The organism is Pseudomonas sp. 22085 (genome assembly GCF_052045815.1).
GTDB classification, from domain to species: Bacteria; Pseudomonadota; Gammaproteobacteria; order Pseudomonadales; family Pseudomonadaceae; genus Aquipseudomonas; species Aquipseudomonas glycinae.
The window spans coordinates 1-20,345 of the sequence record NZ_JBQEQA010000035.1 but is presented as its reverse complement, the minus strand read 5'-3'; the positions used below and the strand labels follow the sequence as shown (position 1 = coordinate 20,345).

22 protein-coding genes are annotated in these 20,345 nt (G+C 59.5%); 15 read left to right on the top strand and 7 right to left on the bottom strand.

What is annotated here, in order from left to right:
* Positions 1-179: 179 nt before the first annotated feature.
* Both ACTJK7_RS28410 and sfsA read left to right on the top strand, forming a co-directional pair.
* Positions 180-1,352, top strand: a complete 1,173-nt coding sequence (locus ACTJK7_RS28410) for a pyridoxal phosphate-dependent aminotransferase (protein WP_064382065.1) — start codon at positions 180-182, stop codon at positions 1,350-1,352.
* Positions 1,352-2,065, top strand: a complete 714-nt coding sequence (sfsA, locus tag ACTJK7_RS28405) for a DNA/RNA nuclease SfsA (protein ID WP_085655072.1) — start codon at positions 1,352-1,354, stop codon at positions 2,063-2,065. The genes ACTJK7_RS28410 and sfsA overlap by 1 nt, the downstream gene beginning before the upstream one ends.
* On the opposite strand, the gene ACTJK7_RS28400 is transcribed toward sfsA, so the two are convergent.
* Positions 2,062-2,379, bottom strand: coding sequence for a Rieske (2Fe-2S) protein (locus ACTJK7_RS28400; protein WP_085655074.1), 318 nt, complete (start codon positions 2,377-2,379; stop codon positions 2,062-2,064). The genes sfsA and ACTJK7_RS28400 overlap by 4 nt on opposite strands.
* Positions 2,380-2,540: 161 nt before the next feature.
* On the opposite strand from ACTJK7_RS28400, the gene ACTJK7_RS28395 reads away from it, so the two are divergent.
* Genes ACTJK7_RS28395 through ACTJK7_RS28380 form a run of 4 tightly spaced genes read left to right on the top strand, consistent with a single transcriptional unit; the run spans position 2,541 to position 6,087 of the window.
* Positions 2,541-3,413 carry a heme/hemin ABC transporter substrate-binding protein gene (locus tag ACTJK7_RS28395; RefSeq protein ID WP_440781043.1) on the top strand — a complete coding sequence of 291 codons (873 nt, stop codon included), beginning with the start codon at positions 2,541-2,543 and terminating at the stop codon, positions 3,411-3,413.
* Between the two features lie 50 nt (positions 3,414-3,463).
* A complete protein-coding gene (locus ACTJK7_RS28390; protein ID WP_440781049.1) occupies positions 3,464-4,447 on the top strand; it encodes a FecCD family ABC transporter permease in 984 nt (327 codons plus the stop codon).
* Positions 4,447-5,214: a heme ABC transporter ATP-binding protein gene (locus ACTJK7_RS28385; protein ID WP_108563261.1), complete on the top strand. Its 768-nt coding sequence runs from the start codon at positions 4,447-4,449 to the stop codon at positions 5,212-5,214. The genes ACTJK7_RS28390 and ACTJK7_RS28385 overlap by 1 nt, the downstream gene beginning before the upstream one ends.
* Before the next feature lie 21 nt (positions 5,215-5,235).
* Entirely contained in the window at positions 5,236-6,087 is an 852-nt protein-coding gene (locus ACTJK7_RS28380) for a ChaN family lipoprotein (RefSeq protein WP_108563260.1), read from the top strand.
* 225 nt (positions 6,088-6,312) lie between these two features.
* Here the strand turns inward: ACTJK7_RS28380 and ACTJK7_RS28375 are convergent, their stop codons facing one another.
* The 4 genes from ACTJK7_RS28375 to ACTJK7_RS28360 all read right to left on the bottom strand — a co-directional run bounded on the left by ACTJK7_RS28375 (position 6,313) and on the right by ACTJK7_RS28360 (position 9,603).
* The gene (locus ACTJK7_RS28375) at positions 6,313-7,104 is read right to left on the bottom strand and encodes a Crp/Fnr family transcriptional regulator (RefSeq protein WP_236196100.1); all 792 of its coding nucleotides are present in this window, start codon (positions 7,102-7,104) and stop codon (positions 6,313-6,315) included.
* Positions 7,105-7,117: 13 nt separating this feature from the next.
* Positions 7,118-7,390, bottom strand: coding sequence for a TfoX/Sxy family protein (locus ACTJK7_RS28370; protein WP_003228231.1), 273 nt, complete (start codon positions 7,388-7,390; stop codon positions 7,118-7,120).
* A gap of 220 nt (positions 7,391-7,610) precedes the next feature.
* The gene (locus tag ACTJK7_RS28365) at positions 7,611-7,955 is read right to left on the bottom strand and encodes a pentapeptide repeat-containing protein (protein ID WP_007959639.1); all 345 of its coding nucleotides are present in this window, start codon (positions 7,953-7,955) and stop codon (positions 7,611-7,613) included.
* A 91-nt stretch (positions 7,956-8,046) separates the two neighbouring features.
* Positions 8,047-9,603, bottom strand: a complete 1,557-nt coding sequence (locus ACTJK7_RS28360; protein WP_108563257.1) for an AAA family ATPase — start codon at positions 9,601-9,603, stop codon at positions 8,047-8,049.
* Between the two features lie 118 nt (positions 9,604-9,721).
* On the opposite strand from ACTJK7_RS28360, the gene mrcB reads away from it, so the two are divergent.
* The 3 genes from mrcB to ACTJK7_RS28345 are packed head-to-tail and all read left to right on the top strand — an operon-like array spanning position 9,722 to position 13,144.
* The gene (gene mrcB, locus ACTJK7_RS28355) at positions 9,722-12,046 is read left to right on the top strand and encodes a penicillin-binding protein 1B (RefSeq protein WP_108563256.1); all 2,325 of its coding nucleotides are present in this window, start codon (positions 9,722-9,724) and stop codon (positions 12,044-12,046) included.
* A gap of 16 nt (positions 12,047-12,062) precedes the next feature.
* Positions 12,063-12,809 (top strand): hypothetical protein, encoded by a 747-nt coding sequence (locus ACTJK7_RS28350; RefSeq protein WP_064382055.1) that lies wholly within the window; start codon positions 12,063-12,065, stop codon positions 12,807-12,809.
* Positions 12,809-13,144, top strand: coding sequence for a YqcC family protein (locus tag ACTJK7_RS28345; RefSeq protein WP_064382054.1), 336 nt, complete (start codon positions 12,809-12,811; stop codon positions 13,142-13,144). The genes ACTJK7_RS28350 and ACTJK7_RS28345 overlap by 1 nt, the downstream gene beginning before the upstream one ends.
* Positions 13,145-13,162: 18 nt before the next feature.
* On the opposite strand, the gene ACTJK7_RS28340 is transcribed toward ACTJK7_RS28345, so the two are convergent.
* Positions 13,163-13,579 (bottom strand): DUF4124 domain-containing protein, encoded by a 417-nt coding sequence (locus tag ACTJK7_RS28340; RefSeq protein ID WP_064382053.1) that lies wholly within the window; start codon positions 13,577-13,579, stop codon positions 13,163-13,165.
* A gap of 400 nt (positions 13,580-13,979) precedes the next feature.
* Here ACTJK7_RS28340 and ACTJK7_RS28335 point away from each other — a divergent pair, with 400 nt between their 5' ends.
* The 6 genes from ACTJK7_RS28335 to msrQ all read left to right on the top strand — a co-directional run bounded on the left by ACTJK7_RS28335 (position 13,980) and on the right by msrQ (position 19,968).
* Complete coding sequence (locus ACTJK7_RS28335) at positions 13,980-15,704, top strand: acetolactate synthase 3 large subunit (RefSeq protein ID WP_011335952.1); 1,725 nt, start codon at positions 13,980-13,982, stop codon at positions 15,702-15,704.
* A 2-nt stretch (positions 15,705-15,706) separates the two neighbouring features.
* Positions 15,707-16,198: an acetolactate synthase small subunit gene (gene ilvN / locus ACTJK7_RS28330; protein WP_003205610.1), complete on the top strand. Its 492-nt coding sequence runs from the start codon at positions 15,707-15,709 to the stop codon at positions 16,196-16,198.
* A gap of 48 nt (positions 16,199-16,246) precedes the next feature.
* Positions 16,247-17,263: a ketol-acid reductoisomerase gene (gene ilvC, locus ACTJK7_RS28325; protein ID WP_007959661.1), complete on the top strand. Its 1,017-nt coding sequence runs from the start codon at positions 16,247-16,249 to the stop codon at positions 17,261-17,263.
* A 148-nt stretch (positions 17,264-17,411) separates the two neighbouring features.
* Positions 17,412-18,269 (top strand): CDP-diacylglycerol--serine O-phosphatidyltransferase, encoded by an 858-nt coding sequence (gene pssA / locus ACTJK7_RS28320; protein WP_039771608.1) that lies wholly within the window; start codon positions 17,412-17,414, stop codon positions 18,267-18,269.
* A gap of 62 nt (positions 18,270-18,331) precedes the next feature.
* The gene (msrP, locus tag ACTJK7_RS28315) at positions 18,332-19,345 is read left to right on the top strand and encodes a protein-methionine-sulfoxide reductase catalytic subunit MsrP (RefSeq protein WP_108563255.1); all 1,014 of its coding nucleotides are present in this window, start codon (positions 18,332-18,334) and stop codon (positions 19,343-19,345) included.
* Positions 19,345-19,968, top strand: a complete 624-nt coding sequence (gene msrQ, locus ACTJK7_RS28310) for a protein-methionine-sulfoxide reductase heme-binding subunit MsrQ (protein ID WP_108563254.1) — start codon at positions 19,345-19,347, stop codon at positions 19,966-19,968. Before msrP ends, msrQ begins: the two co-directional genes overlap by 1 nt.
* 109 nt (positions 19,969-20,077) lie before the next feature.
* On the opposite strand, the gene ACTJK7_RS28305 is transcribed toward msrQ, so the two are convergent.
* Positions 20,078-20,345 (bottom strand): hypothetical protein (locus ACTJK7_RS28305; RefSeq protein ID WP_440819239.1); only part of this gene is annotated, 268 nt, incomplete at its 5' end.

Sequence of the window (20,345 nt, the reverse complement as noted above, 5' to 3'; positions counted from 1 at the left end):
GTTTGCCAAGCCATGTCCGGCGGTGCTGCAAACCTGCTCAATCACTGATTTTAGTCAATCCTGGAGCGTACGCGCGGGTCGTTACAGTCCAGTGTTCTTGAGGCTGTGACCGCTGCGGGTTCTCGCTCGTTCCGGCAGATGGGTAGAATCGTTTCTTTTCCCCCGTTGAAGGAAGGCCAATGGCTCAGCCCTACAGTGCGCGCAGTCGTGCGATCGAACCGTTCCATGTCATGGCGTTGCTGGCGCGGGCCAATGAATTGCAGGCCGCCGGCCACGACGTGATCCACCTGGAAATCGGCGAACCGGACTTCACTACCGCCGAACCGATCATCCGCGCCGGCCAGCAAGCCCTGACGGCGGGGAAAACCCGCTATACCGCAGCCCGTGGCATTCCCGAACTGCGTGAGGCGATTTCCGGCTTCTATCAGACGCGCTACGGCCTGAACATCGATCCTCGACGGATTCTCATCACCCCCGGCGGTTCCGGGGCGTTGCTGCTGGCTAGCGCGTTACTGGTGGATCCGGGCAAGCACTGGCTGCTGGCTGACCCTGGCTATCCTTGCAACCGACACTTTTTGCGGTTGGTCGAAGGCGCGGCACAGCTTGTACCGGTGGGCCCGGACGTTCGCTATCAACTGACGCCGGACCTGGTGGCACGCCACTGGGATCACGACAGCGTCGGTGCGCTGGTCGCCTCGCCAGCCAACCCGACCGGTACGATTCTGACCCGCGATGAGCTGGCCGGGTTATCCACAGCCATCAAGGCCCGTCACGGGCATCTGGTGGTGGACGAGATCTACCATGGCCTGACTTACGGCACCGACGCCGCCAGTGTGCTGGAAGTGGACGACAGTGCCTTTGTCCTCAACAGTTTCTCCAAATATTTCGGCATGACCGGGTGGCGCCTCGGCTGGCTGGTGGCGCCGGATGCGGCCGTCAGTGAGCTGGAAAAACTCGCGCAGAACCTCTACATCAGTGCGCCAAGCATGGCCCAGCATGCGGCGCTGGCCTGTTTCGAGCCGGACACCATCGCGATTCTCGAAGAGCGCCGCGCCGAATTCGGCCGTCGCCGTGACTTCCTGCTGCCGGCATTGCGGGAGCTGGGCTTCAACATTGCCGTAGAGCCGGAAGGCGCGTTCTATTTGTATGCCGATATCAGCCAGTTCGGCGGCGATGCCTTCGCGTTCTGCCGACATTTCCTTGAAACCGAACATGTAGCCTTCACGCCGGGGCTGGACTTCGGCCGCTATCAGGCCAGTCATCACGTGCGCTTTGCTTACACGCAAAACCTCCCACGCCTACAGGAAGCGGTAGAGCGTATCGCCCGTGGCTTGAAGAGCTGGCAAGGCTGATGCGCTTTCATCCTCCGCTCGAAGAAGGCCGGTTGATCCGGCGATACAAGCGTTTTCTCGCCGATATCGAAACCGTTGGCGGCGAATTGCTGACCATTCACTGCCCGAACACCGGCTCGATGCTCAATTGCCAGGTCGAGGGCGGGCAGGTCTGGTTCAGTCGCTCCACAGATCCGAAACGCAAACTGCCCGGTACTTGGGAAGTCGGTGAAACCCCGCAGGGCCGGCTGTTTTGCGTGAACACCGGACGCGCCAACGCACTGGTCGAAGAAGCCTTGCAGGCCGGTGTCATCAGCGAATTGAGCGGGTTTACCGGGCTCAAACGCGAGGTGGCGTACGGGCAGGAAAAGAGCCGGATCGATTTTCGCCTCGACTACCCGACGGGCCCGGCGTACGTGGAAGTGAAAAGTGTCACGCTGGGTTTCGACGGCACGGCGGTCGCGGCATTTCCCGATGCAGTGACCGATCGTGGCGCCAAGCATTTGCGTGAGCTGGCGCATCTGGCCCGGGACGGGATTCGCGCGGTGCAGTTGTACTGCGTCAATCTCACGGGTATCGAAGCGGTGCGTCCTGCCGAGGAAATCGACTTCGCCTACGCCGCTGCGCTGCGTGAGGCAGTGGCGTGCGGGGTCGAAGTCCTGGCGTACGGCGTGCGGTTGAGCCATGAAGAAATGGTGATCGACCGGCGCCTGGACGTGCTGCTCAACGGTTAAACATCGATCCACAGCCCTTGCGCGTCTTCACGGCAAGGGATGGCCGTCAGCGATTGCCCGGCGCAGGGGCCGGCGACGCATTCACCGTCCTCGATCAGAAACAGTGCACCGTGGGTCGCGCACTGGATCAGGCTGTTGCTCGGGTCGAGAAACTGGTCGGGGTGCCATTCCAGGCCGACGCCCCGATGCGGGCAGCGATTGAGGTAGACATACGCCTGCCCCGCACGGCGCACGGCCAACAGTTTTTTCCCGTCGATATCGAAACCGCGACTGCCGCCTTCAATCAGATCGGCACCCGCGCAAAGAAACTTCATGGCTATCCTCAGTGTCGGCTCGTGTCCGGATATGTCCGAGCTTGACGTTCAAATGCAAACAATTATCAAATGGCCGCCTTCGCCCGTGGCGAGGTGAGCGCTGCCGAGGATACTTGGCCTGCCGTTCCGATGCCCGGGAAAACCTTTCAAGGAAGCTGTCTATGCGCCTGAGTACCCGCGTTGCCTTGCTGTGTGTCGGACTTTTGGTCAGCCACCAGGCTGCAGCGGCCGAGTTGCCGCAACGTTGGGTCAGCGCTGGCGGCGCCTTGTCGGAGTGGGTGAGTGCACTGGGGGGGGAAGCCAAACTGGTGGGGGTCGACACCACCAGCCAGCATCCGCAGTCCCTCAAGTCGCTGCCGAGCATCGGCTACCAGCGCAGCCTGTCGGCCGAAGGCATTCTCAGCCTGCGCCCGGACATCCTGATCGGCACCGAAGAAATGGGCCCGCCGCCAGTGATCTCGCAGGTGCGCAGCGCCAAGGTGCAGGTGGAATTGTTCTCGGCTCAGCCGGATCTGCCGACGCTGGAGAAAAACGTCACCCATCTGGGGCAGTTGCTGGGCGCGGAAAGCCAGGCCGTGCAGCTGCTGCAACGTTATCAACAACAACTTGATGCGCAAAAGGCGCGTGTGGCGCAAGCGCAGACTAAACAGAAAGCGCCGGGCGTGCTGTTGCTGCTCGGACATGCTGGCGGCAAGCCGCTGATCGCCGGCAAAGACACCGCCGCCGATTGGCTGCTGCAACAAGCGGGCGGGCACAACCTTGCGACCCACACCGGTTACAAGCCGTTTTCCGTGGAGTCCCTGGCCAGTCTCGATCCTGAAGTGCTGGTGTTCGCTGACCGTGCGCTGACCGGCGAGGCGGCGAAAGCGGCGCTGTTCAAGGAAAACCCGATCCTCAATTCCAGCCGTGCGGCCAAGACCGGACGCGTGCTGGAACTGGATCCGACGCTGCTGGTCGGCGGGCTCGGGCCGCGTTTGCCGGCTGCGCTGAAGACCCTGTCTGACGGTTTCTATCCGGTCAAGAGCGGCCAATGACCACGCTGGTCAAACCCCGTGGCTTGTTTATCGGCCTGATCCTGCTGTGTCTGCTGGCGATCTGGTTGTCGCTGGCGCTGGGGCCGGTCAGTCTGCCGATGTTCGATACCTTGCGCGCTGCCCTGCGCATGATCGGTGTGCCGCTGGCGCCGGACGGGTTGGAGCAGGCTGAACTGATTCTCGGGCAGATTCGTCTGCCGCGTACGCTGCTCGGGTTGGCAGTTGGCGGTGTGCTGGCGCTGTCCGGGGGGGCGATGCAGGGGCTGTTTCGCAATCCGCTGGCCGATCCGGGATTGGTCGGCGTCTCGAGCGGCGCGGCGTTGGGCGCGGCGGTGGCGATTGTCGGTGGTTCGTTTTTTGGCGGATTGCCGGAGTGGTTCGGGCCTTACCTGCTGTCGGTGTGTGCGTTTCTCGGTGGCCTTGGTGTAACGGCGTTGGTCTATCGACTAGGCCGCCGTAATGGGCAGACGAATGTTGCGACCATGTTGCTGGCGGGTATCGCTCTGACGGCGTTGGCCAGCTCGGCGGTGGGGCTGTTTACCTATCTGGCCGACGACGCGACATTGCGCACATTGACCTTCTGGAACCTGGGCAGCCTCAACGGTGCAAGTTATGCGCGATTGTGGCCGTTGCTGATCATCACCGCCGGTGTTGCACTGTGGCTTCCGCGTCGGGCGAAGGCGCTAAATGCGTTGCTGCTCGGCGAATCGGAAGCCGGGCATCTGGGAATCGATGTCGAACGGCTCAAGCGCGAGCTGGTGTTTTGCACGGCGCTGGGTGTCGGTGCGGCGGTGGCGGCGGCAGGGATGATCGGTTTTGTCGGGCTGGTGGTGCCGCATCTGGTGCGCTTGCTCGCCGGGCCGGATCACCGGGTATTGCTGCCGGCGTCGGTGCTGGCCGGCGCCAGTCTGTTGCTGCTGGCAGATCTGGTGGCGCGGCTGGCGCTGGCGCCGGCGGAGCTGCCGATCGGCATCGTCACCGCGTTCATCGGTGCGCCGTTCTTTCTTTATCTGTTGCTGCGAGGGCGTGCCTGATGCTGCGTGCGCACAACCTGCACATCCGCCGTGGCCGCAAGACCGTTCTGGCCGACGTCAGCCTGCAACTCGAACCGGGCGAACTGCTTGGCGTGCTGGGGCCGAATGGCGCCGGCAAAAGCACTTTGCTCGGTGCGTTGTGCGGTGAGCTGAGTGCGCACGAAGGGGAAGTGCTGCTGGACGGTGAGGCATTGAGCCATTGGGGCGGCACTCAGCGCGCTCAGCGGCTGGCGGTGTTGCCACAGGTGTCGACCCTGGATTTCGCCTTTCGTGTTGAGGAAGTGGTCGGCATGGGGCGTCTGCCTTATCAGAGCGGACGGGTGCGCGATGACCAGATCGTCGCTGCCGCATTACGGGCCGCCGATGCCGGACACCTGAGTGGCCGCAGTTATCTGGCCTTGTCCGGCGGCGAGCGTCAGCGGGTGCATCTGGCGCGGGTGCTGGCGCAACTTTGGCCGGGGCAGGCGGGGCAGACTCTGCTGCTTGATGAGCCGACCTCGATGCTCGATCCGTTGCATCAACACACGACGCTGCAAGCGGTGCGCGAATTTGCCGATCGCGGCGCGGCGGTGCTGGTGATCCTGCATGATCTGAATCTGGCGGCGCGCTATTGTGATCGGATCCTGCTGCTGGAAGGCGGGCGGCCGGTCGCACTGGATACACCTGAGCAGGTATTGCGTCCGGAATCGCTGAAGGCGGTTTTCGGTCTGGAAGTATTGGTGCAGCAGCACCCGGAGCGCGGGCATCCGCTGATCATCGCCCGCTGATTTCATCATCGAGGTGAGGGTATGCGCGGGATTTTGCTGTTGGCGGTGTTGTGGCTTGCGGGTTGCCAGCATGTTGCGGTGCCGCCGGTCGTTGGCGAGATCCGTGATCTGCGGAGTGGCGAGAGTCTGACGGCACAACAGTTACTGACGCAACTGAGCAGACCGTCGCGGCTGATCATTGGCGAACAGCACGACAACGCCGATCACCATGCCCTTCAATTGTGGTTGTTGCAGAACCTCGAAGAAAAGCGCCCCCAAGGCAGTCTTCTGCTGGAAATGCTGACGCCCGATCAACAGTCGCGGGTTGATGACGTGCGCCATGCCGCAACGCTACCGGCCGATCTCCCTGCTGCATTGGCCTGGCAGGACGGTTGGGACTGGAATCTCTACGGACCGATTGTGCGGTTTGCCCTGACGCAACCCGGGCCGTTACTGGCGGCCAACCTCGATAACATCGAAATTCGCGCGTTCTATCGCGATCCTCCGGTTCTGAGCGGCGAGCGCAGCAGCGCCAAATCTGTGAAAGAGAAACTGCTGGAGCAGATTGGCGATTCTCACTGCGGCTTGCTGCCGTCATCACAAATGCCGGCAATGCTGGCCGTTCAGCAACAAAGGGATCGGCGTATGGCCTCGCGTTTGTCGGCGGCGCCCGCGCCTGCACTGTTATTGGCGGGTGCGTATCACGCGCGAAAGGATGTCGGGGTGCCGCTGCATGTGCTGGATCTGGGCGCGCCGGAAGCGCCGACGGTGTTGATGCTGGCGGAGCAGGGTAGTCAGATCACGGCGGCGATGGCTGATTACGTCTGGCTCACACCGGCCACGCCGAAACCGGATTATTGCGCGCAGATGCGTAAGCAGTTCGGCAAGGAATGACTTTTCCACAGGCAAAAAAAGACCCGGTAAAAACCGGGTCAAATAACCGTGATTAGCCTGATGAGGAGATAATCTGAGAGTCCGAACCAAGGGCTTTTCAGAATATCGACTGATCTCGCGATCAGTTGTGATAATCATAGCGATTCTCATTAACGAGTCAACAGCTGTTTTTTCATTTCTGTCGTTTTGTCCCGGCAATGGCGTAAACGTCCCGTGAATAGGGCTTCAGTTCTGGCTGTTATATGCCGTGAGCTGCTTGTTGAGCTGGTCGATACGCCGCGCCATGCTTTCGATCAGGCTGTGGGCGATTTTCGGGTTGGTGCGGGTCATGCTCAGAAACTGATCGCCCGGAATCAGCATCACGGTGCTCGCTTCCCGGGCAATGATTGTTGCGTTGCGCGGTTCGCCGGTGAACACGGCCATGGCGCCGAAGATTTCATCCTTGGGCACATCGCCTACCTTGTGCCCGTTAACAAACGCTTCGGCGTGTCCTTCGATAATCACGAATACGTGATCGGCCGAGTCGCCCTGGCGGATGAGAACTTCCCCGGGCTCGACCCGTTTGAAGCCATTCGTGCTACGAAACTCCCGCGGCTTGAACTCGGCGACGGCGTGGGCCAGCAGCGCCATTTGCCCGAGCAGATAGTGCAGAAACTGCTCCGGGCGCGATGAACTGCCGTACACATGTTGAAACAAATCGCTTCGGCGATAAGGCAGCAATGTCAGCGGGTTATCCGTACACAAGGTGCAATCCGCCCATTCCGGCCCGTTCTGAAGACCGATCACATCTCCCTCTTGCCAGTAGAACAAGCCACGACCGCCGAGGCGCCCGGTGATGACACCTTGCGTCAGCAAAAACAGCTGGTCGTCCGGCAACTGCGCCAGCAAATCATCCGTGGCTTCCAGTTCCAGAGCTGGCCCGCACGGCATCAGGCCTTCAAGCCATTGAGCAGGCAAGCTCTGCAAGTGGTTGATCAGTGCATCGGCCTGGGCCGATTGTTCTCCGAGCAGGTACATGGGTCGGTGCCCGTCAGTTTTTGTGGCGGGAGGAAATGGCTTCGAGTTGCTTGTTCAGCGCATCCTTGCGTTCGGCGGGAATGTCGTTCCAGTGCACATCCATCAGCGCTCCTTCGATCGCGTACAACAACACCTTCGACGCCCGGAACCCACGAGTACGCACGGCCCGGTAGGCATCTACCGCGCCCAGGCGCCGCAAGTCCGAGGCGCTATGGATGCCCACGGCATGCAGCCATTGCGCCGACGTCTTGCCAAGATTTTTCAGGTGTTGCAGTTCATCATTCATCAAGCCTCCTTGCGACGGCCGAATGGTGCGTGGGCGAGCTTCTCAGGAGTGTAGCCATCAGTAGGAAAAGCGTAGTTGTTTGGTCGGATTCGACGCAAACGCTTCTAAGAAACGTCAGTTTCCGCTGATGAATCAGGATGGGGAGGGCGAGGGAGAATTACCAATAGCACGCAGTCCAGCGCAAAGCGGGGGCGCTGGACGAGTTTGGGTGGTGCGAGGCTCAGCGGGTGCGATAACGCAGGCGCGTACCGAAATTCATCGACATCAGGATTTCGTCTGCACTCAGCTCCGGCGGGAAGTAGGCACCGGAAATTTGCGCATGAGCCAGACTCGCGCCTTCCAGTGAAGCGTTGCGGAAGTCGATGCCGCGCAGGTCGGCGGAGCGGAAGTAGGCGTCCCGGAAATCCACGCCATCGGCGTTCAGCTCGCGCAGGTCGAGACCACGGAAGTCGCCGCCGACCATATCGATCGGGCCGTCTTTCGGGCGTTCATTGTTGAAACCTGTGATGTCGTCTTTGTGCAGCAAGGCATAAAGCGGGGTGTCGAGTAGTTTTGGCTGGCTCATGTCAAATCACCTGTTGGTTTTATGACGCCAGTATAGTGCCACTATTTGACGGCCGTGAAGCAAGCGAGGGCTTCACGGCCGAAATAGTTTCTTACAGGCCGGGCAGGCGCTGGCGAATCTGCGCCACGACGGTGTCCAGGGTCCCGGATTCATTGGTCTGCACGCGTTTGCTGCGCAGGATTTCTTCCGGGGTCAGGGCTTCGCGGTTGGCTTGTTGAGCTTCGATCACGGCGAGGGTCGCGTCGGACGGATCTTTTTTGTCTGCCTGACGAATCGCCAGCCAGCTCTCGATCACTGCCTGCGGAGCGTTGCAGTCAAGGATCAGGAAAGGCGTGCCAGTGGCTTCAGCGACTTTGGCGGCGTTGTCGCGTTGTTCGCGCTTGAGGTAAGTGGCATCGATCACCACCGGGAAACCGGCGTGCAAAATCACTTCGGCAATTTCATGCAGACGCGCATAGGTTGCAGTGCTGGCGTCGGCGCTGTAGATCCCGGCCTGAACATCATTGGCAACGGTTTGCTCACCGAACAGGCGCTTGCGCTCGACATCGGAACGCAGGCGGATCGCGCCCAGTGCTTCGACCAAACGCATGGCAACGTGGCTTTTACCGACAGCGGAAACGCCATGGGTGATCGCCATGAAGCGCGAAGGAATGGTGCTGTAGCTTTCCGCCAGGTTGGCATAGTTGCGGTACTGGCGCAGGGTGGTGGCGCGCTGCACCGGTGTCGCGTCGGCCGGCATGCTGAACAGTGCGACTTTCGCACGCACCAGCGCGCGGTACGCCTTGTAGAAGTTCAGCACTTCCAGGCCTTGATAGTCGCCGGTCAGTTCCAGGTACTGGCTGATGAAACGACGGGCCAGGGATTTCAGGCCACGGTCTTCAAGGTCCATCGCCAGGAAGCCGGTGTCGGCCCATACGTCGGTGAAGCGGAACGGTTCGTTGAATTCGATGCAGTCGAAGATCACGACCTTGCCGTCGATCAGCGTGGCGTTGCCCAGGTGAATGTCACCGTGGCATTCGCGAGTGAAACCATCGGTCTTGCGTTGGGCGAACAGCGGCTTGAGGCGATCGAAGCTGCTTTCAGCCCATGCTTGCAGAGCGTCGAGTTGCAGCAGATCGTTCTTGTCGCTGAGGAACGGCAGGATCTGTTCGAAGTTCTGGCGTACCGGCGCCATCACGCTTTCAGGCGTGCCGGCATCGTGCTCGGCCGGGACTTTCGGCGCATTGAGGTGGAAGCGGGCGATTTGCTCGGCCATCGCGTCGATGTGCGCGGTGGTCAGCTCGCCGTTGGCTTGCAGGGTGCTGAGCAGGCCGGACTGCGGGAACTGACGCATTTTCAGCACGTACTCGATGGCCGGGCCGTCGCCACCCAGTTGCGGAGCTTCGGCGCTGCCGGTCACTGGAATCACTTCCAGATACAAATCTTCGGTCAGGCGCTGGTTAAGGCGCAGCTCTTCACCGCAGAAGTGCTCGCGGGAATCGAGGCCGGTGAAGTCGAGGAAACCGAAGTTCACCGGCTTCTTCACTTTATAAGCGTAGGGACCGGTGAGCAGTACCCACGAGATATGGGTTTCGATGACCTGGAACCCTTCGACGGGATGCGGGTAGAGGGCCGGGTTTTGCAGGGCAGCGATCAGGGACTGGCTCACGGACGATCCTTCAGAGACTGGGGGAAATTCAAGGCGCTCATTATGGCCGCTCGCCAGCCCGACGCAAACCTCCGAGCGCTCCTGTTGAGTATGAATAAAGTGCGTATAATCCGCCGCCATGACTCGTACTCGATCCCCCCGTACCCCTAAAAAACCAGCTTCCCGGGGCCTGCGCCCGTGGTTGGGCTGGGCCCTTAAACTCAGTCTGGTCGGCCTTGTGGTGCTGGCCGGCTTCGCCGTTTACCTTGATGCCGTGGTGCAGGAGAAGTTCTCCGGCAAGCGCTGGACCATCCCGGCCAAGGTGTACGCGCGTCCGCTCGAGCTGTTTGTCGGACAGAAGCTGAGCAAGGACGACTTCCTCACCGAACTCGATGCCCTGGGCTATCGCCGCGAAGCCGTGAGCAACGGTCCCGGCGCGGCGGCGGTCAATGGCAACACAGTCGATCTGAATACCCGTGGCTTCCAGTTCTATGAAGGCCTCGAGAAACCGCAGCCAGTGCGCGTGCGTTTCTCCGGCGATTACGTGGCCGAACTCTCGGCAATCAACGGTTCGAAGCTCTCCGTGGTACGCCTGGAGCCGCTGATGATCGGCGGTATCTACCCGAAAAACCTTGAAGACCGGATTCTGATCAAGCTCGATCAGGTGCCCCCGTATCTGCTGGAAACCCTGGTCGCCGTGGAAGACCGAGACTTTTACAGCCACTGGGGCGTGTCGCCGAAATCGATTGCCCGCGCCGTCTGGGTCAATACTTCGGGCGGCAAGATGACTCAGGGCGGCAGTACGCTGACTCAGCAACTGGTCAAGAACTTCTACCTCACCAACGAACGCAGCCTGACCCGCAAGCTCACCGAAGCGATGATGGCGATGCTGCTTGAACTGCATTACGACAAAAAGGAAATCCTCGAGGCTTACCTCAACGAAGTCTTTGTCGGTCAGGACGGTCAGCGTGCGGTGCACGGTTTCGGTCTGGCCAGCCAGTTCTTCTTTGCTCAGCCTTTGTCCGAGCTGAAGCTGCACCAGGTCGCGCTGTTGGTCGGGATGGTCAAAGGCCCGTCGTATTACAACCCGCGTCGCAACCCGGAGAGGGCGCTGGAGCGACGCAATCTGGTGCTCGATGTGCTTGAGCAGCAGGGTGTCGCTTCCGCCGAACAGGTGGCCGCCGCGAAGAAAATGCCACTGGGCGTGACCACCCGCGGCAAGCTGGCCGACAGCTCGTTCCCGGGCTTCATCGATCTGGTCAAGCGCCAGTTGCGTGAAGACTATCGCGACGAAGACTTGACCGAAGAAGGCCTGCGGATCTTCACCAGCTTCGATCCGATCCTGCAGATGAAAGCCGAAGCGTCGGTCAACGACACCTTCAAGCGTCTGTCCGGTCGCAAGGGTTCCGACGACGTGGAAGCGGCGATGGTCGTGACCAATCCTGAAACCGGTGAAGTCCAGGCCATGATCGGCAGCCGTCAGGCGAGTTTTGCCGGGTTCAACCGGGCACTGGATGCGGTGCGGCCGATCGGCTCGCTGATCAAGCCGGCGGTTTATCTGACGGCGCTGGAGAAGCCGAGCCAGTACACGTTGACCAGTTGGCTGTCGGACGAGCCGCTTTCAATCAAGGGCGCAGACGGTCAGGTCTGGAAACCGCAGAATTACGACCGTCGCTCCCACGGTACGGTGTTCCTGTATCAGGGGCTGGCACATTCCTACAACCTGTCGACCTCGCGTCTCGGTCTGGCGGTCGGTGTTCCGAATGTCCTCAAGACGTTGGGCCGCCTGGGCGTGACCCGCGAGTTTCCGGCGTTCCCGTCGATGTTGCTCGGTGCGGGCGGCATGACTCCGATTGAAGTCGCGACCATGTACCAGACCCTGGCCAACGGTGGCTTCAACACGCCGATGCGCGGGATTCGCAGCGTGCTGACTGCCGACGGCGAACCGCTCAAGCGTTATCCGTTCCAGATCGAGCAGCGTTTCGATCCGGCCTCGATCTACCTGATCCAGAACGCCATGCAGCGGGTGATGCGTGAAGGCACCGGCAGTTCGGTTTATAACGTGTTGCCAAGAACCCTGACGCTGGCGGGCAAGACCGGCACCAGTAACGATTCGCGCGACAGCTGGTTCGCCGGCTTCAGCCAGGATCTGCTGGCGGTGGTCTGGCTCGGCCGCGACGACAACGGCAAGACGCCGTTCACAGGGGCCACCGGTGCGTTGCAGGTCTGGACCAGCTTCATGCGCAAGGCCGATCCGCTGCCGCTGGACATGCCGCAACCGGATAACGTGGTGCAGGCCTGGGTCGATTCGCGTACCGGCCAGGGTTCTGATTCCAACTGTCCGGGCGCCGTGCAGATGCCGTATATTCGCGGCAGCGAACCGCCACCCGGCGCCTCCTGCGCGGGCGAAAGCCCGGCCTCGGGCGAGTCGGTGATGGATTGGGTCAAGGGCTGGATGAATTAAGCAAAGAGGGTTTCAAGTGAACAAGTGGTTGATTCCAGCGGTGACCGCCGTGGCTTTGCTCAGCGGCTGCTCCACCGTACAGCGTGGTTCGATCCCGGTTGTTGACTCCGGCACCGCCGTGTCCAACAGCGAGCGCATTTCGGCCAATGGCGGTTTCCGTCAAACGACGGTGAAACGTCCTGCACAGGCCCAGACCCAGGCGATCCCGCAAGGCGATACCGGTGTGGTGGTAATGGTGCCGGGCGGCGCAGCGGCTTCGGCGCCGATCAGCACTTCGCCGATCGTTCCGGGCCCGGCGTCCGGCGGCATCACGCCGGGGCCGTATAACCCTTCGCCGGTCGAGTCGGCGCCGATCAGCTCCGGCAGTTACAGCATGCCTTCGACGCCGAGCGGCATTCCTTCGGCCAGCAGCGGTGGCGGTCTGTCTGCCGATGAGCAGCTGGACGGCCCGGTGCTCGCACTGTTGACCACTGCGCAACAGCAGCAGGCCGGTGGCGATCTCAACGGCGCGTCTTCCAGTCTGGAACGCGCCCAGCGTGTAGCGCCGCGCGAGCCGCAAGTGCTTTACCGTCTGGCGCAGGTACGTATGGCCCAGGGCGATGCGCCGCAAGCCGAGCAGACCGCACGGCGTGCACTGACCATGGCCAACGGTCGTCCGGACTTGCAGGCCAGCCTGTGGGAATTGATCGCTCAGGCACGTGAGAAACAGGGCGACTCCGCCGGCGCCACTCTGGCCCGTCAGAAGGCCAAGGTTTCGCTGTGATGGACAGTCGTTTCTCCAAAGTCGCTGACCAATTGCTGTTGATCGAGCGTGAACTGCGCGCCCAGGGCTGGTGGGATGACGTCCAGCCCTCGGTTGAAGCCTTGAGCAGTGTCGAGCCGTTTTCGGTCGACACCCTCGATTTCGAGCAGTGGCTGCAATGGATCTTCCTGCCGCGGATGAAGATGATCCTCGAACAGAATCTGCCATTGCCCAATGCCTCGGGCATTCAGGAAATGGCCGAGATGGTCTTCGCCCAGCGCAATCTTCAGGGCAAGGATCGGCAGCTTCAGGTGTTGCTCAAAGAGTTCGACCTGCTGATCACCGCCTCACGCTGAACCGGGAGCTGCCAGTCGTTACTGGCAGTTTTCCGCTATCTGTTTCTTTGCCTCTTCAGTACGTTGCTGGCGCTGCTCGTCATTCAGCCGCCGCAGTTCTCCCTCCACTTCCTCCCTCAAGCGCGGATTGTTCTGCAGTTGCGCGAGATTCGTGCGCGCCTGTTCGCAAAACGCCTTGAGTTGCTTCTGTTGCTCGGCTACTTGCTTCTTCACCTTGTCATCGATGGCTTTTTGATCGCCCAGCGCGCCGCTGCCAGGCAATGCGGCAGGTATAGGTGCGGGAGAGGAGGGCGTCTTCACGGCGGTGGATGACTGCCCTTGTGGTGGCTGTTGATCGAAATGGGTGACACCTTGGGCATCGACCCATTTGTAGATCTGACCGGCCATGCACCAGGAGCTGACGCTGATTAGCAGAGTTAAGAGAAGCGTTCGCATGCTGATTCCTTGGCAAAACTGCGCAATTGAAGCTAACAGAGTAGCGGTTTCCAGGTTTTTTCTTGCGTTCTCATGTGCTTACCCACAATTAAGCACATTGACGGCTTGACTTGCAGAGGGCGAAACAGAAGAATCCAAAGTCCGCTGTACAGGGACTGCCAGAAGCAGACCCTCTCGGCAGATCATGAGGCGCATATCCGCGTCGACCTGTTACACCCGCAACGCGTTACCTCGCGCTGGGTGGGAAAGGCCCGCAACACTTGGGACGATCCCAATACTTGCTCAGTCAGTGCTGACGTAGTCGGCGACCACCGTCGCTCATGCTCTGCCGAGAAGTAAACCTATTAAGACCCGTTCGCTTTTTTGTGGACGGTATTCTGGCGTTTTAGAGGTGAACAACGTGGAGCTTTTATCTGGCGGTGAGATGCTCGTCCGCTTTTTGCGTGACGAAGGCGTCAAATATATCTACGGGTACCCGGGTGGTGCTCTCCTTCATGTTTACGATGCCCTGTTCAAAGAACCGGAAGTGACCCACATCCTGGTTCGTCACGAACAAGCGGCTACCCATATGGCTGACGGCTACGCCCGTGCCACCGGTAAAGCCGGCGTGGTATTGGTGACGTCCGGTCCAGGCGCCACAAACGCCATCACCGGTATCGCCACTGCCTATATGGACTCGATTCCAATGGTGATCATTTCCGGTCAGGTGCCAAGCACCATGGTCGGCACCGACGCGTTCCAGGAAACCGACATGATCGGTATCTCCCGGCCGATCGTGAAGCATAGCTTCATGATCAAGCACGCTTCGGAAATCCCGGAAGTCATGAAGAAAGCCTTCTACCTGGCGCAATCCGGTCGTCCGGGCCCGGTCGTGGTCGATATCCCGAAAGACATGACCAATCCGGCCGAAAAGTTCGAATACATCTTCCCGAAGAAAGCCAAACTGCGTTCCTACAGCCCGGCCGTTCGCGGTCATTCCGGGCAAATCCGCAAGGCGGCAGAAATGCTCCTGGCGGCCAAGCGTCCCGTGCTGTACTCCGGCGGTGGCGTGATCCTCGGCAACGGCTCCGCGCCGCTGACCGAACTGGCAAAAATGCTCAACCTGCCGGTTACCAATACCTTGATGGGCCTGGGTGCCTATCCTGGCACTGATCGTCAGTTCATCGGCATGCTCGGCATGCACGGCAGCTATACCGCCAACCTGGCGATGCACCATGCCGACGTGATCCTGGCGGTCGGTGCGCGTTTTGACGATCGCGTGATCAACGGCGCGCCGAAGTTTTGCCCGAACGCCAAGATCATCCATATCGACATCGACCCGGCTTCGATTTCCAAGACCATCAAGGCCGACGTGCCAATCGTTGGCCCGGTGGAGAGCGTCCTGACCGAAATGGTCGCGATCCTCAAGGAAATCGGCGAAACCCCGAACAAGGAAGCCGTTGCCAGCTGGTGGAAGCAGGTTGATGAATGGCGCGGTGATCGTGGCCTGTTCCCTTACGACAAGGGTGACGGCAGCAAGATCAAGCCACAGACCGTGATCGAGACCCTGTGCGAAGTGACCAAGGGCGATGCCTTTGTGACCTCGGACGTGGGCCAGCACCAGATGTTTGCTGCGCAGTACTACAAGTTCAACAAGCCTAACCGCTGGATCAACTCCGGTGGCCTGGGCACGATGGGCTTCGGTCTGCCGGCCGCGATGGGTATCGCTTTGAGCTTCCCTGACACCGATGTTGCGTGCGTCACCGGTGAAGGCAGCATCCAGATGAACATCCAGGAGCTGTCGACCTGCCTGCAGTATGGACTGCCGGTCAAGATCGTCATCCTGAACAACGGTGTTCTGGGCATGGTTCGTCAGTGGCAGGACATGAGTTACGGCAGCCGTCACTCGCACTCCTACATGGAATCCTTGCCTGACTTCGTCAAGCTGGCTGAAGCCTATGGCCACGTCGGCGTGCGCATCACCGAATCGAAAGATTTGAAATCGAAGATGGAAGAGGCGTTCGCCATGAAAGATCGCCTGGTGGTGATCGACATTTCGGTCGACACCAGCGAGCACGTCTATCCGATGCAGATCAAAGACGGCTCCATGCGCGATATGTGGCTGAGCAAGACGGAGCGTACCTAATCATGCGGCACATTATTTCCTTGCTTCTGGAAAACGAACCCGGTGCTTTGTCTCGCGTAGTCGGCCTGTTCTCGCAGCGCAACTACAACATCGAAAGCCTGACCGTGGCGCCAACCGAAGACCCGACCCTGTCGCGTCTGACGCTGACCACCGTCGGTCACGATGAAATCATCGAGCAGATCACCAAAAACCTGAACAAGCTGATCGAAGTGGTCAAGCTGGTGGACCTGTCGGAAAGCGCTCACATCGAGCGCGAACTGATGCTGGTCAAGGTCAAGGCCACTGGCGCCCAGCGCGCCGAGATCAAACGCACCACCGATATTTACCGTGGACAGATCGTCGACGTCAGCGCCAGCGTGTATACCGTTCAACTGACCGGTACCAGCGACAAGCTCGACAGTTTCATTCAGTCCATCGGCACCGCATCGATTCTGGAGACTGTCCGCAGTGGCGTCACCGGTATCGCCCGCGGTGACAAAGTACTCAGCATCTAAACCAAATTAGCGAATGGCCTGAACGGCCTGGATATAAAGGGGAAATTCATGAAAGTTTTCTACGATAAAGACTGCGACCTGTCGATCATCCAGGGCAAGAAAGTTGCCATCATCGGTTACGGCTCCCAGGGCCACGCCCAGGCGTGCAACCTGAAAGACTCCGGTGTCGACGTTACCGTCGGTCTGCGTAAAGGTTCGGCTACCGTTGCCAAGGCTGAAGCCCACGGCCTGAAAGTGACCGACGTGGCTGCCGCTGTTGCCGGTGCCGACCTGGTCATGATCCTGACCCCGGACGAGTTCCAGTCCCAGCTGTACAAAAACGAAATCGAGCCGAACATCAAGAAAGGCGCCACCCTGGCCTTCTCACACGGCTTCGCGATCCACTACAACCAGGTTGTTCCGCGTGCCGACCTCGACGTGATCATGATCGCGCCGAAAGCCCCGGGCCACACCGTACGTTCCGAGTTCGTGAAAGGCGGCGGTATCCCTGACCTGATCGCGATCTACCAGGACGCCTCGGGCAACGCCAAGAACGTTGCACTGTCCTACGCTGCCGGCGTTGGTGGTGGTCGTACCGGCATCATCGAAACTACCTTCAAGGACGAGACTGAAACCGACCTGTTCGGCGAACAAGCCGTTCTGTGCGGCGGTACCGTCGAGCTGGTGAAAGCCGGTTTCGAAACCCTGGTTGAAGCTGGCTACGCGCCGGAAATGGCCTACTTTGAATGCCTGCACGAACTGAAACTGATCGTTGACCTCATGTACGAAGGCGGTATCGCCAACATGAACTACTCGATCTCCAACAACGCTGAATACGGCGAGTACGTGACGGGTCCGGAAGTGATCAACGCCGAATCCCGTCAGGCCATGCGCAACGCCCTGAAACGTATTCAGGACGGCGAATACGCCAAAATGTTCATCAGCGAAGGCGCAACCGGCTACCCTTCGATGACCGCCAAGCGTCGTAACAACGCCGCTCACGGTATCGAAATCATCGGCGAGCAACTGCGCTCCATGATGCCGTGGATCGGTGCCAACAAGATCGTCGACAAAGCCAAAAACTAAGTCGTCGAACCTTGTATGAAAAAAACGCGGCCTCGGCCGCGTTTTTTCGTATGGGCGGGCGGTTCTGGTATAAAGCTGCATCGTTTGTGGCCGAACCGTCGTCCCAGACACCTGTCGAAAATGTCCAATCCGTTGCAAGGTACTGTCCATGAGCGAACGTCCCGAAGAGCCGAACCAGGCTTCCGACGCCGAAAGCCTGCTGCCCATCGATGAGCACATCGAAGAAGGGCATGACGCAGAAGGCCGTAAAGTCCGGCATCGTGGTATCTATCTTCTGCCGAATCTGTTCACCACTGCGAACCTGTTCGCAGGGTTCTATTCCATCATCAACTCGATGAGTGCCCAGGCTGCGTTGAGCGCCGGGGATGCCGCAAATGCGAGCAAGTATTTCGCCTTTGCTGCCATCGCGATTTTTGTTGCCATGGTGCTTGATGGTCTCGATGGTCGTGTAGCGCGCATGACCAATACTCAAAGTGCGTTCGGCGCCGAATACGACTCGCTGTCGGACATGGTTGCCTTCGGTGTTGCCCCGGCTTTGCTGGCATTCGGCTGGGCGCTGGGTGACATGGGCAAGGTCGGCTGGATGGTTGCCTTCATTTATGTGGCGGGTGCGGCATTGCGTCTGGCGCGCTTCAATACTCAGGTGGGTACCGCCGACAAGCGCTACTTTATCGGTCTGGCCAGCCCGGCTGCTGCTGGTGTGGTTGCGGGGATTGTCTGGGCGTTCAGCGATTACGGGATCCAGGGGTCGAAGATGTCATTCCTGGTCGCGCTGATGGTGGCGGCCGCCGGCATGCTGATGGTCAGCAACATCAAGTACAACAGCTTCAAGGAGCTGGATCTGAAGGGGCGGGTGCCTTTCGTGGCGATCCTTGCAGTGGTGCTGGTGTTTGCTGTGGTGTTCAGCGATCCGCCTCGCATTCTGCTGCTGGTGTTCCTCGCCTATGCCGCTTCGGGCCCGGTGCAGTATCTGTTGCATCTTCGTCGTCACAAACACGCCGAGTGATGTAATTTCCCTCATACTCCGCAGTCTATGGTGCATCTGTCCTCCAAAGCTGCGGAGTTGCCATGCTGATCAAAGTCCCCAAAGCGTCCGATTGCCATGAGTCGGACGTCACGCCTGAATCCATTTATCTCTCTCGCCGGCAATTGCTCGGAGCGACCGCGGCTGGTTTGGCCATGAGCACCTTGCCGCGCTGGGCCAGTGCCGAAGAGGCTGCCCGCTATGCCGATGTCGAGGCCGGAAAGGCGCCCGCCTGGTTCACCGAGAAACTACCCTCTGTCAAATGGGGTGCGGTGAACGTCAAGGATGAGGCGATCACACCTTTCAAAGACGCGACCCATTACAACAACTTCTATGAATTCGGCACCGACAAGGGCGACCCGGCGGCCAATGCCGGTTCGTTGAAAACCGAACCGTGGAGTGTTGTCGTGGACGGGGAGGTGGGTAAACCGGGGCGTTATGCCCTGGAAGACTTCATGAAACCGTACCAGTTGGAGGAGCGTATCTATCGCCTTCGTTGTGTCGAGGCGTGGTCGATGGTGATTCCCTGGATCGGTTTCCCCATTTCGGCGTTGTTGAAGCAGGTAGAGCCCACTTCCAATGCCAAATACATTCGCTTCGAAACCTTGCAGGATCCGAAGAGCATGCCCGGACAGCGTTCGGGATTTGCCTTGATCGATTGGCCCTATGTAGAAGGCTTGCGTCTGGATGAGGCGATGAATCCCTTGGCGATTCTGGCGGTGGGTATGTATGGCCGTGAATTGCCAAACCAGAACGGTGCGCCGTTGCGTCTGGTGGTGCCGTGGAAGTATGGCTTCAAGAGCGTCAAATCCATCGTGCGGATCAGTCTGGTCAGCGAGCAACCGAAGACAACCTGGCAAAGCATTGCGGCGGATGAGTATGGGTTCTATGCGAATGTGAACCCTACGGTCGACCATCCTCGTTGGACTCAGGCGCGGGAGCGGCGACTGCCTAACAGTCTGTTCAAGCCGAATGTGCGTGATACGCAGATGTTCAACGGTTATGCGGACGAGGTCGCCTCTTTATATACAGGGCTCGATTTGCGGAAGAACTACTGATGCGATATCCGATCTGGCGCGTGAGCGTCTTCCTCGCTGCGGCGATCTGGCCGCTGTTGTGGTTCTATCAGGCCTTTGCGGATCTGCTTGGGCCTGATCCCGGGAAAGTCCTGGTTGATCGGCTGGGACTTGGGACATTGGTGTTGCTGTTGATGACCCTGAGTATGACGCCGCTGCAGAAACTTACCGGCTGGGCCGGGTGGATTGCTGTGCGTCGGCAGTTGGGGCTCTGGTGTTTCGCCTATGTGGTTCTGCATCTTTGCAGCTATATGGCGTTCATCCTCGGTTTTGACTGGTCGCAACTGGGTGTCGAGTTGCGCAAGCGTCCCTACATCATCGTGGGTGCTCTGGGTTTTCTGGGGTTGTTGGCATTGGCGGTAACCTCCAACCGTTACAGTCAGCGTCGTTTGGGCACCCGTTGGAAGAAGTTGCACCGGTTGGTGTATGTGATTCTCGGGTTGGGATTGCTGCATATGTTGTGGATTGTGCGTGCTGATCTTAAGGAGTGGGCAATCTATGCCTTTATAGGTGGTTTCCTTTTGGCGCTGCGTATTCCCGCTTTGACTCGCCGGATCCCGCGTTTGATGGGTAAAAAGCAGGTTTTTCAGGAAAAGCGAAATTAAGGGTTGACGGCAGATTCTGAGTCTCTATAATTCGCCCCACTTCCGGCGCAGTCGAAACGGAAAACTCCTTGAGATTCAATGAGTTAAGTAGGTTTCGAAGCGGGTCGCTTCAGTTCATCGAGGCCTGGAAGGAGTTGGGAATGCTGGTTTTTTCGGTGCTTTCAACGGTTCGATCTTCTCGGTCGAAAGCGGAGAAAAAGAGGTGTTGACAGCAGCGTGTAACGCTGTAGAATTCGCCTCCCGCTAACGAGAGATCGGAAGCGCAAGTGGTTGAAGTTGTTGAAGAAATCTTCGAAAACTTCTGAAAATAATCACTTGACAGCAAATGAGGCTGCTGTAGAATGCGCGCCTCGGTTGAGACGAAAGATCTTAACCAA

Bases quoted from the DNA above. Each gene is read 5' to 3' on its own strand.
- ACTJK7_RS28385 (WP_108563261.1), top strand. From the start codon at position 4,447: ATGCTGCGTGCGCACAACCTGCACATCCGCCGTGGCCGCAAGACCGTT.
- pssA (WP_039771608.1), top strand. From the start codon at position 17,412: ATGAGCGAACGTCCCGAAGAGCCGAACCAGGCTTCCGACGCCGAAAGC.
- msrQ (WP_108563254.1), top strand. From the start codon at position 19,345: ATGCGATATCCGATCTGGCGCGTGAGCGTCTTCCTCGCTGCGGCGATC.
- msrP (WP_108563255.1), top strand. From the start codon at position 18,332: ATGCTGATCAAAGTCCCCAAAGCGTCCGATTGCCATGAGTCGGACGTC.
- ACTJK7_RS28365 (WP_007959639.1), bottom strand. From the start codon at position 7,955: ATGAGCCAGCCAAAACTACTCGACACCCCGCTTTATGCCTTGCTGCAC.
- ACTJK7_RS28410 (WP_064382065.1), top strand. From the start codon at position 180: ATGGCTCAGCCCTACAGTGCGCGCAGTCGTGCGATCGAACCGTTCCAT.
- ACTJK7_RS28380 (WP_108563260.1), top strand. From the start codon at position 5,236: ATGCGCGGGATTTTGCTGTTGGCGGTGTTGTGGCTTGCGGGTTGCCAG.
- ACTJK7_RS28370 (WP_003228231.1), bottom strand. From the start codon at position 7,390: ATGAATGATGAACTGCAACACCTGAAAAATCTTGGCAAGACGTCGGCG.
- ACTJK7_RS28400 (WP_085655074.1), bottom strand. From the start codon at position 2,379: ATGAAGTTTCTTTGCGCGGGTGCCGATCTGATTGAAGGCGGCAGTCGC.
- ACTJK7_RS28340 (WP_064382053.1), bottom strand. From the start codon at position 13,579: ATGCGAACGCTTCTCTTAACTCTGCTAATCAGCGTCAGCTCCTGGTGC.
- ilvN (WP_003205610.1), top strand. From the start codon at position 15,707: ATGCGGCACATTATTTCCTTGCTTCTGGAAAACGAACCCGGTGCTTTG.
- sfsA (WP_085655072.1), top strand. From the start codon at position 1,352: ATGCGCTTTCATCCTCCGCTCGAAGAAGGCCGGTTGATCCGGCGATAC.
- mrcB (WP_108563256.1), top strand. From the start codon at position 9,722: ATGACTCGTACTCGATCCCCCCGTACCCCTAAAAAACCAGCTTCCCGG.
- ilvC (WP_007959661.1), top strand. From the start codon at position 16,247: ATGAAAGTTTTCTACGATAAAGACTGCGACCTGTCGATCATCCAGGGC.
- ACTJK7_RS28375 (WP_236196100.1), bottom strand. From the start codon at position 7,104: ATGTACCTGCTCGGAGAACAATCGGCCCAGGCCGATGCACTGATCAAC.
- ACTJK7_RS28345 (WP_064382054.1), top strand. From the start codon at position 12,809: ATGGACAGTCGTTTCTCCAAAGTCGCTGACCAATTGCTGTTGATCGAG.
- ACTJK7_RS28395 (WP_440781043.1), top strand. From the start codon at position 2,541: ATGCGCCTGAGTACCCGCGTTGCCTTGCTGTGTGTCGGACTTTTGGTC.